The following is a 16202-nucleotide window of genomic DNA, read 5'->3' on the forward strand; positions in this document are numbered from 1 at the left end:
CCTTAAGGTTGTTGTGCTCTGGCCACTTCTACGGCGTAAACGTGCACCGGGCCATGCATATTGGAACGGAAGACCACCCACTTGTTATCAGGGGTAAAGGTAACGTTAGGTTCAAGGCGGTAGTCGTGGTCAGCCATATTGACCAGACGCTCTGCCTGCAAGGTTGCCGGTTTAATCAATGACGCTGCATCAGGGGCACTGATCCCGGCCACATCGTTTATTGGTTCATCCCTGAACAGATAAATCCATTTACCGTCTTTGGCTCTGGCAACCATTTCTCCATCGCCACCGTCACCGGCAAACAGCTTGCCGTCGGGGGAAATGTTGAAATGCACTGACCAGTAATCGCGGGGCATGTGCCGCCAGATACGCTCTCCTGAGGAAAGATCGACACTGGCTAACCAGAACACTTCCCCGCGGGGCGTTTGTAAGTCGTAGAAAATACGGCTGCCGCTGTGGTCAAAGAACTCATGACCGGCAATTTCCATGTTCATGCTGCGGGTGTGCATTTTTTGAATATGGCTGCCATCCACATTCATCGTCCAGATGCGATCCACTTTATGCCAGGGGCCTTCATGGCAGAACATGATTTTGTCCGGGTCAGCGGGGGAGAACTGAATGTGATTCAGCCAGTCAGTGGCTTTATGTATGGTTCGTTGTTCGCCGGTTTGGGTATCCACCACAAACATTTCCATGGGAATACGTGCTTCCAGCCGCCCGTTAATGCGCACTTCTTTGGCTTCTGCAAAGGTCAGCGGTTTGCCATCTTTACCGGTCGCTTCATAGCGTGCTTCGAAACGGGCGTGGCGGGGACCGGATTCAATGCTGTATTCGCGCTCTGCAAATGCACCAATGAGCAGGCTTTCATCCTTATTGATGGAATGAATTTTTCCCCGCGGTACGGTGGCAACATGCCGTACCTGGCCATTGTCTATATTGATAGCCAGAACTTCTGTGGGCTGTTGCAGCTCATTTTTTGCAACGACTTCACCACTTCCTGCGCCTTCTATACGGGTCACATATACATCACGGCTGGCAGGGCCCATGAACAATATGCCCGCGTCAGGGTCTTCAAACAGTCGCTTAACAGTCCCGTCTTTCAGATTAACAACGGCGATTCCTTTGGGGTTATCCACCGAAATAACCATGCTGTTGCCATCTGCGCTGTAGGCATTTTGATGAAAGTACAGCGAGCGGGACCCGGGTTCTTCTGACAGACGTATTACCCGGTGGCCGGTGTCTTTATCAATCCATGATTTAGGAATGTCTTCAGCATTGACTGCCGGAGACAAAGCCCCGGCCATCAGGGCAACCGCTGCGGTGAGCAATGTTTTACACATTGGCATTTTCATGACGACTCCCCGCTGATGAACTGTTGTCTTGTGCAATACCAACCGTGTTATTACCCCACAAGTCGCGGTAAGCGAAGCCTGATAAGTCTTCGACTATGGCTTTGTTTTCTTCGCTTGTCGGTGTGGTTGCTCCGCGCTTTAAGTGCTCAATTTCGTTCATCAGCACTTCATGGGTTTCTTTGGATAACTTAAATTTAGTCGAGACCCAAAAGCCGAAAATGAGTACCAACACCGGACCAATGGCGAGCATCAGGACGATGGTGGAAATGGCCTGGTTGCTTTGGGTTTCTGCACCGGAAATAAAGCCGCCGGCTTCCAGAATAATACCCACTGACATCACTGCAACGGCTTGGGTTGCTTTACGGATAAAGGTCATCACGCCGGCAAAACTGCCCTCACGGCGTCGGGCGGTCACAATCTGGTCCACATCAGCCATGTAATTGTATGTGTTCCAGGGAATGTAGTTCAGTGCTCCCCGGCCTAGTCCGGCAACAATGACGCCCAGCATTAGCCACATGAAGTTGAAGTTATCGGTGGTGATATACATGGCAACCAGAGACACAATGGCAATGATGTAAAGCAAAATGGCAACCCGGTAACTGGGGGCGGGACCAAATTTCATCACCATGGGGATTGCGACTGCGACGGCAAAGAGCTGTGCAACATAGGTTACGGCCATCATTTCTGATGCAATGACCACAGAGCCGCCTATAGCGAAAACTACGAAATACGTGAACACGGCATTAAATACGTCCTGACTGATGTAACCACCCAGATACATCCCCAGGTGGAGCCTGAAGGCACGGATTTTCATAGTGGAGGTAAGGTTGGTGTACAGCGCTTTAAGCGTGCCGGAAACCGTCCAGCCTTTGCCTTTGGTCAGCTCCTGCTCCCCGACTTCTTTGACGTCCCGTTCCCAGGTGAAAAGCCATACGGTGAACACAACCACCATAAACAGCACGGAGAAAATGACACCCATGATTAAGAAGGTGGAGGCTGACTCTTTGCCGCCCACTGCACTGACTATCCAGCTTGGCAGAATGCCGGCCAGGATGGCTGACACCTGACCCGTCAGAATGCGGGCACCGGCCAGTTTAGCTTTTTTCTTATAGTCGTCAGTCATTTCTGCTGCAAGGGTTTCATAAGGAATGATGACCGCCGCGTAGACCAGCTCGAAAAAGACATACGTCACGAGGTAGTACAGATAATGCTGACCACTCACCCACATCAATGCAAAGCTGGGTAACAGAGGAATAGAGAAGATAAGAAATACCCGACGTCGTCCGAAACGACGTCCCAGTTTAGTATTGCCTAATCCATCAGAAATATGACCAATAAGCGGGCTTGCCACTGCATCGAGTATACGGGCGATGGCGAAAATACTGGCGGCCTGAACGGCTGACAAGCCGCAGAATGTGGTATAGAAAAATAATATCCAGCCACTGATCACGGCCATGGAGCCGGCCCCGAGAATATCATTGAGGCCGTATGCTACGTAGTTTACCGGTTTGAGCTCGCGTCGTGCCATGGTGCGCTCCTCCTTGATTAAATCAATCAGATGTATGCGTTCATGTACTCAACGAGTGCCAGAATCGCCATGGACTGGCCGTAAGGCATCGACGTCAGCGGAATATCCTTGTAGCCCTGCAAGGTGTCAAACACCGGCGTACCAAAAGAGACCTGCTGTAACTCGCCGGTTTCATCGATGTTTTCAAGCACAGCTTTAATGGCTTTTTCTGCACAAGGACGGTATTCATCGCTGATGTAGCCTTTGCGTACCGCTTTTAAGATGCCGTATGCGAAACCGGCTGCGGCAGACGCTTCAAGGTAAGAAGTAGGATCATCCAGCAGTGTGTGCCACAAACCGCTTTCATGCTGCGTTTCAACCAGCGCTTTGACCTGAGCCTCGAGGGTTTCAATCAAAAACAATCGCAGTGCGTCGGTTTCAGGGAGATCCAACAGCTCTATAAACTCAGGAATGGCAATGGTGACCCAGCAATTACCACGGGCCCACAGTGCGTCAGCGAAGTTGTGACGGCCGTCGAATGTCCAGCCGTGGAACCATAGTCCGGTTTTACGATCAGCCAGGTATTTGGTGTGTACCATAAACTGGCGCTTAGCTTCTTCAACATAGTGAGGTCGGTCGAGTAGCAAGCCGATTTTTGCCAGCGGCATAACACTCATCATCAGCGTGTCATCCCACATTTGCTGGTAGTTTACCGAGTTGAAAACAATATGCTGAATACCGTTTTCTTCAGTACGTGGAATACCATCCATGATCCATTCGGCCCACACATCCAGATACGGCAGGTAGCTTCGGTTGCCAGTACGTTCATGCATGTACGCCAGTGTCAGAAACGGCGACATGGTGTTAACGTTTTTCGTGGGAGTACCTTCTGCAAAGCGGTTAGCAAACCAGTCTTCTATAATTTCACGGGCCTTATCGTCGCCGGTGATATCCCAATATTTAAGCAAGCCATATAAACCAATGCCGTGGGTCCATTCCCAGTCATTCCAGCCTTTGGTGTCTATCACTCTGCCGTCTTCCAGCTTTAGCAAGAATTCTCCGGTTTCATCGGTGATGTTCACCAGATTATCGATGAGTTTGTCTATGTTCTGCCGGACGGTGGAATACGCGATGTCGTTAACTAATGCAGGCATGATAAGTCCTTCTTTAAAACCAAACGGGTAACGGCGTTACCGAAATAATCAATTTCAATCACGTTACCTCGATTTACATTGGCTTAACATCGAAATGTTAAAATATGTGACATTAATTTCACATTTGAAACAGAGGGTTCAGCGAAGTGAAATCAAAAAAGGAAGGACGTTGAAAAAAGGGCGGCAAAACTGCCGCCCGAAGGGTAGGTTTGACTGACACAAACCTTTTCCACACACTGTTGCGCTTTACCGGTGAAAGCGCGTCATTCTATGAAAGTGCTGACTTCACCAGCGCCAGATTCTGAATAGCGGCCAGGCCCCACTGGGCGGCATCATTTGTCGATACCCAGGCGGCTTCATCAACGGGGTTTAGCACATCAGGACCCGTTACCCGGGTTGTGCCAATGGATTTCTCTCCTCCCCATTCCTGCCTGAATTCTTTCCAGGCGCGTCTGGCCAGTTCAGGATCATTTTCCTGCGCAGCCACATAGGCGGTTAACCGCGAGTGAGCCACGGTAAGACTGTTGCCGCGCATCACTTTCCCCAGCGCTGCCTCCTGCTCTTCATCCGGCGCGCTGTAAAGCCGGCCGTATTTAAGCCAGGCTTCCCGGTAAGCCGGAATATCGATGAGCTGATTTAGTTCTGTGGACATTTCGATGAGGCCGAACACTGAACTTAAATGAGACAGGGTTGGGTCAGCTTCAGGGTAAGGTACTAACGCCTGTTTCTCAGGATCATACCCAAATGCACCGGCGAAAAAGCCCTGAGGGTGATTGCCGATGATTGTCATGGCATCCGCAAGACGTGCTCTGTACTTATCGTCGCCAGTACGCTCCCAGGCAGTCAGCCAGTTTGCAGCGGCAGAGCCCCAGTCTGTACCGGCTCCCATTTTCGCCAGGCCGGGGATCGGATTGGTTCTTTCTACCTTCCGGGTAGGGTTGAGCACGGCCAGCGCTTTATCCGCATCCGTCACTTCGCTGAGCACATCACCTGTGCGGTCATCGCCGGTAATAAAATAATGAAAACGGCGATAAGACGCTGTGCTTATCCGCATTTGCTTGGCACTGCATCCCCAGTGCTGCACATTGTGACGGGTGCCTAATCCTTTAAAGCGGCCTGTGTGATAAATGTCCACATCACGGTTATGGCGGGTCATTCTTTCAGCCAGATGGAAGGTGGTGGGATCGCCGGTGCGCAGGAAGGAGTACCAGAGCCACAGGTCCGGCGAGAGCTCTGAGTTATCCCAGGCATATCCGCCTATGTCATAGCGCCACACGTGCCGGTCGCTGTCGTAGGTATGCATAATGTCGCCGTAGTTCCAGAATCCGTACCAGTGACGTTGCTCCACTTGCCCGGCATAATATTCCACTTGCCAGGCCAGGCGATCTTCAATTTTCTTCATGGCAGGGGTTGATGAGTCCGGTAGGCTCCAGGAGCCGCCGAATACGTTGGCTGCCAGGTAGTCCTGCGGTGCGGCAATCAGTCTGGCCGGTTCGCGAATTGCCGCTGCCATATCAATAGTTTGCTGGCGGGATGGCGTACTGCCGGTTACGGCCAGAGTAAACTCTGTGGTGCGCGCAATACCATGAGCATCGCCGAATCCGGGCTCATAGTCTTCGTAAATAATATTCAGTGCATCGAGTTGTTTGTCGTAGGTATCCTGACCCATGCCGTCATGGTAAAAACGTAAATCCATCGCGGGGGCTTCAGGAGAGTAGAACCAGATTGTGGCAGAGGATTCATCCTGACCGGTGCCCCGCAAATCAATTTGCACTGGGTGTAATTGCCAGAAATCCCGCATGCCAAACAGGATCCCGCCGGACACGCCTCCCAGGTAGCCGACGCCGCTGGCACGATGCCCCTGATCTGAACCAATCCAGCCATGACCGGCTTTGGTACGTTTGCGGATTTCGAAACCGTTGGCCGTTGTCTGGGTGAGGGTGACATCGTTCCATACGGGAATGTAATGCAAACGGCTGGTTACCCGTTCATCCCACTCTGACTCAGGTGGCAGAGCTATACCTTCAATTTGCGCTTTCCGGACCGCTTCACCCGGGTCACGGCGCAGCCCGGTGATGCCTCTTACTGCCTCGCCCCATAAACCGTTGTCTGCGCCCACTAAGCGAACGTGGCGGTTGTAAAGCTCGTCTCTTTGCACCACGTTAAACCTGAGACCTAAACCACTGATAAAGTCGGATTCTGCATCTCCGTCGAAGACAAATGAATGGGTGAGTTGTACGGTTTCACCGCCTGCATAAGCGTACATGCGTAACGTGAAAGGTAGCCAGTCACGTTGTGATGCAGTGCGGTTTATGCCGGTTACTTTAATTACCGCCCGCACCGGACCGTTTTGTTCCACAACGACCTGTTGAATTTGAGATTCAAAATGCTCATTGGTGGCGTCGTTATCAGGCGACGCTTTTCGCATTCCCACCAGTTTGGCGTCTTTCCCCGTTACTTTGCCATCGCGGGAGAGCGTGCTGATTAACGACGAACCTTTTTTGGGAACAGAAAACTGTATGACACCGGTGTTTACATTGATGTGCTGATTCGATTCATCAACGGATACCGCCTTAGCTGGCGTGACGGGTTTACTTTTCACTATTTTACACGCATCACCGCATCGGGCGTCTGCCGGAATAGCATGCGCAGTCCACTTAACCGAGCCATCGGGCCAGTAAGCCGTGGGCCAGGACTGCAGCGGGATCTGCGTGCCTGATTCATGAACCAGCGACAATGGCGTTTCAGCTTGTAATTCGCCGCGGGGCCAGGGATAGCCAAATGTGGTGCCCGGTTGATAAGCAGGTTGCTCACCCTCCAGCCAGCTCAGTGCACCGGGCAGTCGTGTTACCGGCTTTATTGCCTGTTGCCCTGCTGCCTGCCCCGCTACCGTTGAAGCACAACCTGTTGCTGACAATGCAAACGGTACGGACGCCGCCATACTGCTGTTAACGATGAATTGCCGTCTGTCCATGAGATTCCTTTAATACCAAATCTGAAACTAAAAATATTAACCGCTTGTTAATCTTTGTTTAACTTCTATCATACGAGAACGAAAATAACACTATTTGACCGGTTGTGATTGCCTGTGAATCGTCAAAGAGTTTCACATTTGAAAAATAGTGTTGTGGCACAAGGAGGGAGTATGGTTTCAGTCAGAACGTATTTTGCTGCAGGCGCTTTATTTTTACTGGTCTGTGGCTGTAGTGGTAGTGCATCACCGGGGATGACTGCCAGTGCGCAGGTGGTGGAAGAAAAATGGACAAAAGGCGACATTATTTATCAAAACCCGTTATCCCGGGAGGCGGATATGGCGGGCTGGCGCATGGAAGGCCCGGGCCAGACAACCTTTCAAAACGGTTGGATGCAAATGTGGTCGCCCGACGAAGCGGGCCATCATGTATTCTGGATGCCTGAGGCGTTGCCTGACAGTTTCATTGCAGAGTGGAATGCGCAGGCGCTGAAAACCGATGCGGGACTGGTTATCGTGTTTTTTGCCGCAAAAGGTATACATGGTGAAGATATTTTTGATGCAAGCCTTACTCCGAGGGATGGCACATTCACCCAATATACCAACGGGGATATTCGCAGTTACCATATTTCTTATTACGCGAACGCTGCGCACAATCCGGCAAGGGGACACGCTAACCTGCGCAAAAACAACACATTCTCGTTACTGCAACAAGGTGAGCCCGGCATAGCGGCAACAGATACCCGCATCAATCATATTCGCTTAGTGAAGCACGAGAATCATATTCAGCTTTCAATCAACGGGCGCACCGTTATCGATTACACCGACGATATGCCCGTGGTGGACGGCATCGACACCGGCCCGCCGTTACAGGACGGAAAGTTAGGCTTCCGGCAAATGCAGTGGACAAAGTTTCAGTACCGCGATTTGAAAATTTGGGCGCTGGAGGAATAGGATGGAAAAATTCGTCATCAGGCTCTTTATGACAAAGTAGGTTATCTGTGTAAGATAGAAGGCCAGGCAGAAATGCCGGTCAGCAACGTTACATTCAGTAATGGTAGCAGGAAAACTACTGCCACCATGTCTATTCAGCCGGCGTCAAAAACTCATAAAAACCGGCAACACCGGCTTCTAGAAAACTGTCTACCGGGCCGAATTCTTCTTCACCTGAAAGGTAAAGCGCTTCACGACCTTTTTCCAGCAGTGTGCAGGCTACTTCATCTTCTTCAGCGGTTTCCATGTAGGCGTTTTTCTCTGCCGTGAAGTATTCTGGCGATTTTGCGTGGAATGCTTTCGGATAATAAAACTCTACATGGTTGGTACAGTGCCGCGGACCGTCCGGATACACGGTGCTGACAACCAGTACCTCGGGATACCACTCAATCATGATGTTGGGATAGATAAAGCACCAGATCGCACCGTACCGGGGGAGGTTGCCGGCGAAGCGCTCAGCCAGCGCATCCTGGAAATGGCGGTAGTGAGGTGTTGTCGCTTTCAGTAAATCCTGTCCCAGTCCCACTTTCTGAACTGAGAAATCATTGCCAAATTCCCATTCCAGGTCATCGGCTTTCACGTACTGTTTTAAACCCGGGTGCATAGAGAATACGTGGTAATTTTCCAGGTAAATCTCGATGAATGTCTTCCAGTTAAAGTTATATCTGGCCGTTTCCAGATCAGCGAAAAAATAGTCATCGAAGTTAATGCAACTGCTAAGACCCAGTGCTTCTAAGTCCATGTCCGGCGCGCGGTCGCGGAAGAGTAAGCCGTGCCAGTTTACCAGTGACTCTTTTTTCAGTACTCCGGTTTGCTTTTCGCCAAATTGCGGTGTGCCACGCAGCGTGCCCAGGTTGTCATATCCCCAGCAATGTAACTTACAGATGATGTTTCGTGTGCGCCCTGCGCCTTCAAGCAGTTTTGCCTGTCTGTGCAGACAAACATTCGACACGATGTCGTAACCATCACCCTGATTAAAAAGCACATAGCGATCATGCAGGTGAGGCAGGGTAAAGTAGCTGAACTTTTCGGGTACCATAAGCGTGTGGCCTGCATAACGCAGCCCTTTTTCGAAGGCAAACTTAACCTCAGCATCGCATGATGCAGCGTCGAAATAGCTCTTCACCGGCGGATATTGAAATGCCATTGAGTTCTCCGGCAATGACAAAAAAGTAAGCTGCAAGACTGGCTGGCAGAGTAGGATCCGGCTTACCCGAATTTGGCGCATTTTTACTCTGTAAATGAGTTCGCGTAAAGAATAATTTTAAATAAAAGGATGCATGGCTAACCGTGATCTCAACAATTAGTCGACTTCAGGCTTTTAAATCTGACTTGTCTGTTTTTTGAACTATATTTAATGGTGACAGAATGAAATGAGGGTTTGCTATGTCGTCTTCCCAAATGACATTTCAATTTTTGGCCGAGCCTACTGATGTAAACTTCGGTGGTAAGGTGCACGGCGGTATGATCATGAAGTGGATTGATCAGGCTGCTTACGCATGTGCTGCACAGTGGAGCGGGCAATATTGCGTGACGGTTTCAGCGAATGGTATCCGCTTTATACGCCCTGTCCATGTAGGGCAGGTGGTATCTATTCAGGCAAATATCGTTCATACGGGCCATTCAAGCATGCACATGTATGTGACGGTATCCGCCTGTAATCCTCACGATGGCAAGTTTGCTATTGCAAACCGGTGTTTTATAACGTTCATGGCGGTGGATGACGAAGGACAACCTTCCGGCGTGCCGCAGTATATCCCGGAATCTGAAGAAGCATTTCAACTGGAGCTTGTTGCCATGCACGCAAAAGATTTTGCCAAAGAGTTAGATCAGGACTTTCAAAGCTCAACGGGCCATCATTAGCTTCCTGTTATCTGAGATAAAAAACCGGCTTCAGTGGCACGCTGACGGGGCTGTTATCGGGATTGTGGTCCATGATGTCACCCATATATGCCCACCATTTTTGCATTATTGGCTGCTCTGGCAGGATGTCCATTTTGTGATTTTCCGGGCGCTTAAGTGTGGCAAAGAGTTGCAGCGTTTGCGGATGCAGGAAAATGGAATAGTCTTCTATTCCGGCTTCTTTCAATAGCGTCACCAACTCCGGCCATATTTCATCATGGCGTTTTTCATATTCCGCTTCAAAACCGGGGCGTAATTGCATTACAAATGCGATGGTTTCCACAGGTTGCTCCTGGTGAGTAAACAAAGAAAGGCTTCCTGTCAGGAAGCCTTATGTAACAAAGTTAACTATGTCGGTATCAGAACTGGTAAGTCACACCTACAGCGTACTCACGTCCGGACCACTGCAGATCTGATAAACGGTGCGGGCCTGCAGTGTCAGTTTTCACTTCACCGGTTAAGTTACGACCGTCAGCGTATAAGCGCAGGTTTTCTGTGACGTTGTATACAATTTTTGCGTCCAGATACCCGGAATCATCAACGAAGACGGGGTTCCCGGAACGGTCTGCCGGCGATGCCAGGTATTCGTCGCGATAGTTGTATGCAAGGCGAACACTCCACATATCCGTTTCATAGAACGCAGTCAGGTTATAGCTGTTTTCAGATTGTGACGGGAAGGGCAGTTCCTCACCGTTTAACTGGTTGAACAAACCAACATCATCAGCAGACATGCGGGTGTAGTTCACACTACCGCCGAAGCCGTCGAAGGGCGCCGGCAACCAGGTGAATACAGTGGAAGCCTGAAGCTCGATACCCTTGGTGGTTACACCTGAGCCATTGATTTTCTGGCGCACATCAAACAGACGGCCGTCGCCGAAGAAGTCCACGTCAAAACGGGTTTCTGCATCAATGATCCAACTGGTGATATCTTTGATGAAGTAAGCACCGGAGATGACTGAGTTCTCATCGGGATACCAGTTCAGTGAAATATCAAACTGATTCGCACGATACGGATTCAGAGCGGGGTTACCGGCAGTACAGTAATCGTGAATATCATCTTCGACAGAGCGTCGTGTTTTATAAATGGTACAGTCAGCGTTCACGTTCAGGTCGGTGGTTTTTGGCCGTGACATGACTTTTGCTGCACCCATGTAAAGCACCAGCTCATTAGGAATGATACCGAGGTTCACGTTAATGCTTGGCAGCGTGTCGCTGTATTCACCGTCAACAGTTTTACGGCCCTCGAAATCCTCCGGATGATCCGGATCTTCCACACCTGCTAAGTCTTCGCCGGTGATTGGGTCAGTGAGAACATCACCATTCTCATCAACCTGGTCAACAATAATCCGTTCCCAAACGTTACCGTTTGCAGCCGTTTTCGTTTTAACGTAACGCACACCGGCATTACCCCAAAGACGCATCTCACCTACGTAAGTCTCGAAGTTACCCTGCAGATAGATGGCCTGGGTTTCTACCGATACGTCGTAGTTGCCCGAACGCACATCGAGATCTTCACGGGTTGTGTTGTCGTCCGAAATGGCCTGAATTGCATCGATGAAAGGCTGGGTATCAACGGCCTGATAAGAGCCTACGGTACTTACCGGTAAATCATAGCCGTCAAACAACTCATCTGACTGGAAAGTATTGCCGCTGATCAGCGCAATCTGGTCATCAACGGTCCACTCAACACCATTATATACCTGACCCACATCACGAATGATGTTGTACTGATAATCGGCGTTGATCTGCTCCTGTTTCGTGTACTGCACACCGGAGCGCACCATAGTGATGAAATCTGAATCCGGCACATAAGTGAAATCCAGTTTTGCCATGGTTTCGTCTGATTCATCGGTATGCGGTGCATATTTATAGCGTGAGCGTGAGCGGTAGCTGCCCGGGTCGTTTACATCAAAACGGTCGGAGGTATCGGTAGGGTCATCGGCATTATAAAAATACCCGTCGTTGAAATCCCATTCCGGCATGCCTTCATCATTCAGCGTAACAGCAATGCCTGCAAGACCTTCGGCAGTAATGTGTGTATCCCGGGAATCAATGTCCTGCTTAGAGTCTGATTTGGAGAGCAAGCCTTCTACGCTCCACACATCGGCATCATATTCGAAACCTGTTTCGAAGATAGACGTTGTCTGATCCCAGGCGAAATTCAGCGTACGGTTGGTTACACCGGCGGCAATGGTCTCAAAATAGGTCACATTGTGCTGGTCATCAACCACTACAGATGCCGGATCGACACGGGCGGCGGAACCTGATTCCAGGTGCAGGTTCAGGTCAGTTGCGGTCTTATCACGGTCGTTATAGGTGTAACCCACATGTGTCTGGAAACGATCATTGAAACGGTACTGTACCATCAGGTTGGCGCTGATCCGGTCTTCCTCACGACCCCAGATACCGTAGCGGGGAATACGGGGAGAGAAGTCATACCATTGTTGCTCACACATGTCCTGATCACTGGATGTGGCACAGTCTGCTTTGTCAGTAATATCTGCAAAATCCTGATTCACGAACGTCTTTTCTGCGGTGTTGTCGTAATCATCGAACAGCATCCACTCGGTATTCCGGATAGCATGGATCATGGTGTTCTTTTTCTCACTGGTTACGTTCGCCAGTACACCGAAATCTTCATTAAATTTGTATACGCCAACGAAGTTAAAGCGGTTATTGGGCTCCCCGGTAAGGTCGTTGTACTGGCCTTCGGCGTTCACAGACAGGAAGTTCTCAGTAAACTCGTTAGGTTTACGGGTGTTAACCTGCACGGTACCACCGATACCCCCTTCAGTTAGCCGGGCTTCTGAACCTTTAATTACATCCAGTGAGCGGATGAGTTCTGACGCCATGGCGCGGAAGTCGACACCACGGTCGCCGCCGAAGCCCTGGGCTGATACATTATTCACTTCTACACGGAGCAAACCGGGTTCAACACCGCGGATACTGATTGACGCACCTTCACCAAAATCACGGTCAAGTTGAACGCCGGGAATACGTTGCAGGGCTTCACCCACGTTTTTGTCGGGGAACTGGCCGACATCTTCAGCTACAAGGGAGTCCATAATGGTGCCTGCCATCTTCTTACGATCGATAGCGCCACGCTGACTGAAACGGATACCTTTGACTTCAATAACTTCTGTTTCGTCATCTGCATTTTCTGCTTCTGCAGTTTCAGCGTTATTGGCATTAGCAGTAGCGGACACCTTAATGGCGTCTTCCTGCTGCGTAGCGGTATTCTGCTGTGCAAATGCCGGCACTGCTGCCAGTGAAAGGGACGCACAGGATCCTGCAATCAGTATGTTTGAAATAAGTGTGGCAAGTGGCTTGCGGGCAAGGGTAGGGTTTTGCCCGGTGTTTCTTCTGTTGTCCTTGAAGTTTTTCATTTTAACCTCGATTTGCTGTTATCGGCCAAGTTCGATGTAAGTCTTCCGTACATGTTTTTAATATTTTGTTTACATCGAAAATGATGGTAATCCCGGCCCAAAAAGTCGTCAACACAGCCCAATCATTTCCAATCAAGCGTTTTCATCCACAATCAGCCGTCAAGGGATAAATAAGCTTTTAACTATAAAGTTCCATAATTGAAATGAGAGCTGTCGGTGTGTGTTTAAGGTTATGATTAATAATGTTTTTTAAGATAATAAAATAAGCAGTTTTGATGTCGTTTACCGGTGTGTCAGGTCAGTCATCGTGCTTTTCGGGGTCAAAATTACCGGTCAATAGTGGCCAAAACTATTTTCGGAAAAGTACAAAAAATTCAATATATGAAACTAACAGGTTTTTAAATCTGTTTTGACGGCTGGTTTATAATTGTTTCGCGGGAATTGCCGGTGTAAAAATAGCAGGATAAATTGCGTGTTTGCCCGGAGGGTTGGGTACAGAGGATTGAGCAAACACGCTTGAAAAGGGTTGAACTACAATTGATTATCCAGAAAGGAAAGTACCTTGTCGATGTTGCCGGCAGATGTATTTTCTAGGATGATCTGAATATCCGGTTTAAATCTGGCCAGCCAGGCAAAAAGATAGCGGTGATTCATCTCACCTGTGCCGGAAGGTAAATCCCCGAATTTTTTGTGGTCTTTAGTGATGAAGTCTTTACAGTGCACTGCGACGATTTGCTGTCCAAGCTTTGCAAACATCTCATCCATGGCAGCCTCCTGAGAGACAGGCATGTTTACCGGATAGAAATTTACCGGGTCATAGATCACTTTTACATTGGAGGAGCCCACCGCCTCCAGCAACTGACACAAACGTTCCGGTGTATTAATAATGTGGTGATGGGCCACACCTTCAATACCGACGATTACCCCGAAGTTCTCTGCGGTCAGGGCAAGCCTTTTCACTGAGGTAACCAGTTCATTGAACGCTTTCTCTGAATGATTATCAGGATGCCAGAGGCAATCTGCATTAATACTGCCGGTTTCCGTTCCCACGATTTTGCAACCGAAGTCACTGGCAAACTGCAAATGCTCTTCAAACCATTGCAACGACACTTCACGGACTTGCTTATCCGGATGCACGGGGTTGATGTAGCAACCCAGCACGGCAATATCGATATTGTGTGCAGCGAAGGCGTTTTTCACTTTGCTGGCAAAGCCCGGCGTGATGCGCCCGGCGTCCGGTCCCATAAAAGGAAAGGACTTGGGCAAAGCCAGTTGCACGCAGGACACATCATACTGGCCAATGCGGTTGCAGACTTCCTCAATACTGCCCTGACCAAAATCATGGGCGCGTACGCCGATATTTAATGCATTCATGTTTACATACCCAGCATAGGTTTTAAACGCTCAGCGACTATTGCTGCAGTGACTTCTGCGCCTACTTTGCTGGTGTGGGTATGAGCATCACCAAAATAGCTGTCGATTAACTCATGGGATTTACCGTCGTAAGCGCTTGCAACCAACTCGTGTAAATCGATAAAAGCCGTGTTGCCAGTGCGGGCCACCGCCTCTGCCCATTGGGGATAACTGTCACGGGCGCGGGCAGTACGAAAGCCGTTGTCTTCCCATTTTTTACGGGGAACAGGAGAGCAAATTACCGGGGTGACGCCCTGCGCTTTGGCCTCTCCAATCATCTTACGTAAATACCAGCCATAGGTGTGAACAACTTCAGGTTCGCCGGTAAGCATGTTCTCAATACGTTTTTGCTCCATGCCTGTGCCCTTAATGGTACCGCGGGCTCTGGAGTCATCGTTAAGCGCGCTGGCATCATTATGGCCAAATTGTAACAGCACAATATCGCCGGGCTTCATCATATTCAGTGCCCGTTGCCAGTGTCCGCCGGTGACGAAAGTCCGGCTGCTCAGGCCTCCTACGGCGCGGTTAACAAAGTTCACATTGGCATCAGGTAACGCGGCGGCAATAAAATCACCCCAACCCCATTGACCGCCGGCACCATCCCCACGACCGTTTCTGACGGTGGAATCGCCCACCATGAACACACTGCGCAGTCCCTGATTTTGCACCACGGGTAAATTAACGAAGGTCCAGTTGTTCGCAGTAACCGCATTACCGGCTTCTGAATACAGTGCCGGTGAAAGAGAAGGGCGCATACCTTTTAGGGCAGCGACAACGACTTCAGCGTGAAGCTTTGCCCCCTGCGTATGAAAGTGAGTATGATCCTTTGGATAAAGCGCAGCGGTGTCTTCCTTGCCCAGTGCTTCTAACTGATCAGCCGCAGCGTTGGTCACGTCAATAAAAGGTGTGTGCAATTCCATGGCCAGACTGTGCATCCAGCCACCATATTCACCGGAGCCCCGTTCAATACGATCGCCATGCCAGATATTTCTGGCCGTCAGCGACAGTAAAACCGGGGAGGCTTTTTTCTGTCGGACATCTGCTACCATCTGACGTATATAGTGGCCGAAAGAAAATACCCGCTCGTCTTTGTCAGTCAGCAAATTGTGTATGTCGCGGTATTCTTCAGTCAGAGACTTTAATGTCCCTCTGGCTCTGGAGTCGTCATTAACGGGGCTGGCATCATTGTGACCGAACTGGATAAGCACGATATCCCCCGGCTTCACATCGTTAAGTAATTTGTCCCACCAACCTTCAGCAATAAAGGTTCGCGTGCTGCGACCACCTTTGGCACGGTTATCAACGGTGACTTTCTTGTCGTCGAAGTATTGTTGAAAAACCGCTCCCCAGCCCTGGTGATCAGCATTGTTATAAGTGGCCGCAGTGGAATCGCCGGCGATAAAAATGGTGGCTGGTGTCAGATGCTTTTCGTCATCTGCCAGTGCGGTAAGGGAAAACACCACACAAACACTGGTAACGAAGAACGCGAAAAAGGGGCGTAAGAAGCGTGGTAGATAAGGCATA

At 49.9% G+C, this 16202-nt stretch carries 11 protein-coding genes; 2 read left to right on the forward strand and 9 right to left on the reverse strand.

Annotated features, from left to right (window positions below; translation table 11 throughout):
* Positions 1–2: 2 nt before the first annotated feature.
* From ACXAG2_RS14450 to ACXAG2_RS14465, 4 genes are all read right to left on the reverse strand, one after another.
* The gene (locus ACXAG2_RS14450) at positions 3–1352 is read right to left on the reverse strand and encodes an oligogalacturonate lyase family protein (RefSeq protein WP_474868031.1); all 1350 of its coding nucleotides are present in this window, start codon (positions 1350–1352) and stop codon (positions 3–5) included.
* Positions 1333–2880 (reverse strand): MFS transporter, encoded by a 1548-nt coding sequence (locus ACXAG2_RS14455; RefSeq protein WP_474868033.1) that lies wholly within the window; start codon positions 2878–2880, stop codon positions 1333–1335. The genes ACXAG2_RS14450 and ACXAG2_RS14455 overlap by 20 nt, the downstream gene beginning before the upstream one ends.
* Positions 2881–2906: 26 nt before the next feature.
* A complete protein-coding gene (bglB, locus tag ACXAG2_RS14460; protein ID WP_474868036.1) occupies positions 2907–4013 on the reverse strand; it encodes a beta-galactosidase BglB in 1107 nt (368 codons plus the stop codon).
* Positions 4014–4281: 268 nt separating this feature from the next.
* A complete protein-coding gene (locus ACXAG2_RS14465) occupies positions 4282–6987 on the reverse strand; it encodes an exo-rhamnogalacturonan lyase family protein (RefSeq protein WP_474868039.1) in 2706 nt (901 codons plus the stop codon).
* 171 nt (positions 6988–7158) lie between these two features.
* On the opposite strand from ACXAG2_RS14465, the gene ACXAG2_RS14470 reads away from it, so the two are divergent.
* Complete coding sequence (locus tag ACXAG2_RS14470) at positions 7159–7938, forward strand: DUF1961 family protein (protein ID WP_474868042.1); 780 nt, start codon at positions 7159–7161, stop codon at positions 7936–7938.
* 130 nt (positions 7939–8068) lie between these two features.
* Here the strand turns inward: ACXAG2_RS14470 and ACXAG2_RS14475 are convergent, their stop codons facing one another.
* Positions 8069–9124, reverse strand: a complete 1056-nt coding sequence (locus ACXAG2_RS14475; protein ID WP_474868044.1) for an aromatic ring-hydroxylating oxygenase subunit alpha — start codon at positions 9122–9124, stop codon at positions 8069–8071.
* A 239-nt stretch (positions 9125–9363) separates the two neighbouring features.
* On the opposite strand from ACXAG2_RS14475, the gene ACXAG2_RS14480 reads away from it, so the two are divergent.
* Positions 9364–9840: an acyl-CoA thioesterase gene (locus ACXAG2_RS14480; RefSeq protein ID WP_474868047.1), complete on the forward strand. Its 477-nt coding sequence runs from the start codon at positions 9364–9366 to the stop codon at positions 9838–9840.
* A 7-nt stretch (positions 9841–9847) separates the two neighbouring features.
* Here the strand turns inward: ACXAG2_RS14480 and rhaM are convergent, their stop codons facing one another.
* The 4 genes from rhaM to ACXAG2_RS14500 form a co-directional block, all read right to left on the reverse strand.
* Positions 9848–10162 carry an L-rhamnose mutarotase gene (gene rhaM / locus ACXAG2_RS14485; RefSeq protein WP_474868050.1) on the reverse strand — a complete coding sequence of 105 codons (315 nt, stop codon included), beginning with the start codon at positions 10160–10162 and terminating at the stop codon, positions 9848–9850.
* Positions 10163–10238: 76 nt separating this feature from the next.
* Positions 10239–13265 (reverse strand): TonB-dependent receptor, encoded by a 3027-nt coding sequence (locus ACXAG2_RS14490; protein WP_474868052.1) that lies wholly within the window; start codon positions 13263–13265, stop codon positions 10239–10241.
* A gap of 531 nt (positions 13266–13796) precedes the next feature.
* Positions 13797–14639, reverse strand: coding sequence for a sugar phosphate isomerase/epimerase family protein (locus tag ACXAG2_RS14495; protein ID WP_474868054.1), 843 nt, complete (start codon positions 14637–14639; stop codon positions 13797–13799).
* 2 nt (positions 14640–14641) lie between these two features.
* A complete protein-coding gene (locus ACXAG2_RS14500; protein ID WP_474868057.1) occupies positions 14642–16201 on the reverse strand; it encodes a rhamnogalacturonan acetylesterase in 1560 nt (519 codons plus the stop codon).
* Position 16202: the final 1 nt, after the last annotated feature.

This window comes from Alteromonas sp. ABH4_456 (genome assembly GCF_056160645.1).

What these genes read in the sequence shown, in the direction of transcription:
- ACXAG2_RS14470 (WP_474868042.1), top strand. Translation starts at nt 7,159, where the DNA reads ATGGTTTCAGTCAGAACGTATTTTGCTGCAGGCGCTTTATTTTTACTG.
- ACXAG2_RS14500 (WP_474868057.1), bottom strand. Translation starts at nt 16,201, where the DNA reads ATGCCTTATCTACCACGCTTCTTACGCCCCTTTTTCGCGTTCTTCGTT.
- ACXAG2_RS14480 (WP_474868047.1), top strand. Translation starts at nt 9,364, where the DNA reads ATGTCGTCTTCCCAAATGACATTTCAATTTTTGGCCGAGCCTACTGAT.
- ACXAG2_RS14495 (WP_474868054.1), bottom strand. Translation starts at nt 14,639, where the DNA reads ATGAATGCATTAAATATCGGCGTACGCGCCCATGATTTTGGTCAGGGC.
- ACXAG2_RS14450 (WP_474868031.1), bottom strand. Translation starts at nt 1,352, where the DNA reads ATGAAAATGCCAATGTGTAAAACATTGCTCACCGCAGCGGTTGCCCTG.
- ACXAG2_RS14455 (WP_474868033.1), bottom strand. Translation starts at nt 2,880, where the DNA reads ATGGCACGACGCGAGCTCAAACCGGTAAACTACGTAGCATACGGCCTC.
- ACXAG2_RS14490 (WP_474868052.1), bottom strand. Translation starts at nt 13,265, where the DNA reads ATGAAAAACTTCAAGGACAACAGAAGAAACACCGGGCAAAACCCTACC.
- bglB (WP_474868036.1), bottom strand. Translation starts at nt 4,013, where the DNA reads ATGCCTGCATTAGTTAACGACATCGCGTATTCCACCGTCCGGCAGAAC.
- ACXAG2_RS14475 (WP_474868044.1), bottom strand. Translation starts at nt 9,124, where the DNA reads ATGGCATTTCAATATCCGCCGGTGAAGAGCTATTTCGACGCTGCATCA.
- ACXAG2_RS14465 (WP_474868039.1), bottom strand. Translation starts at nt 6,987, where the DNA reads ATGGACAGACGGCAATTCATCGTTAACAGCAGTATGGCGGCGTCCGTA.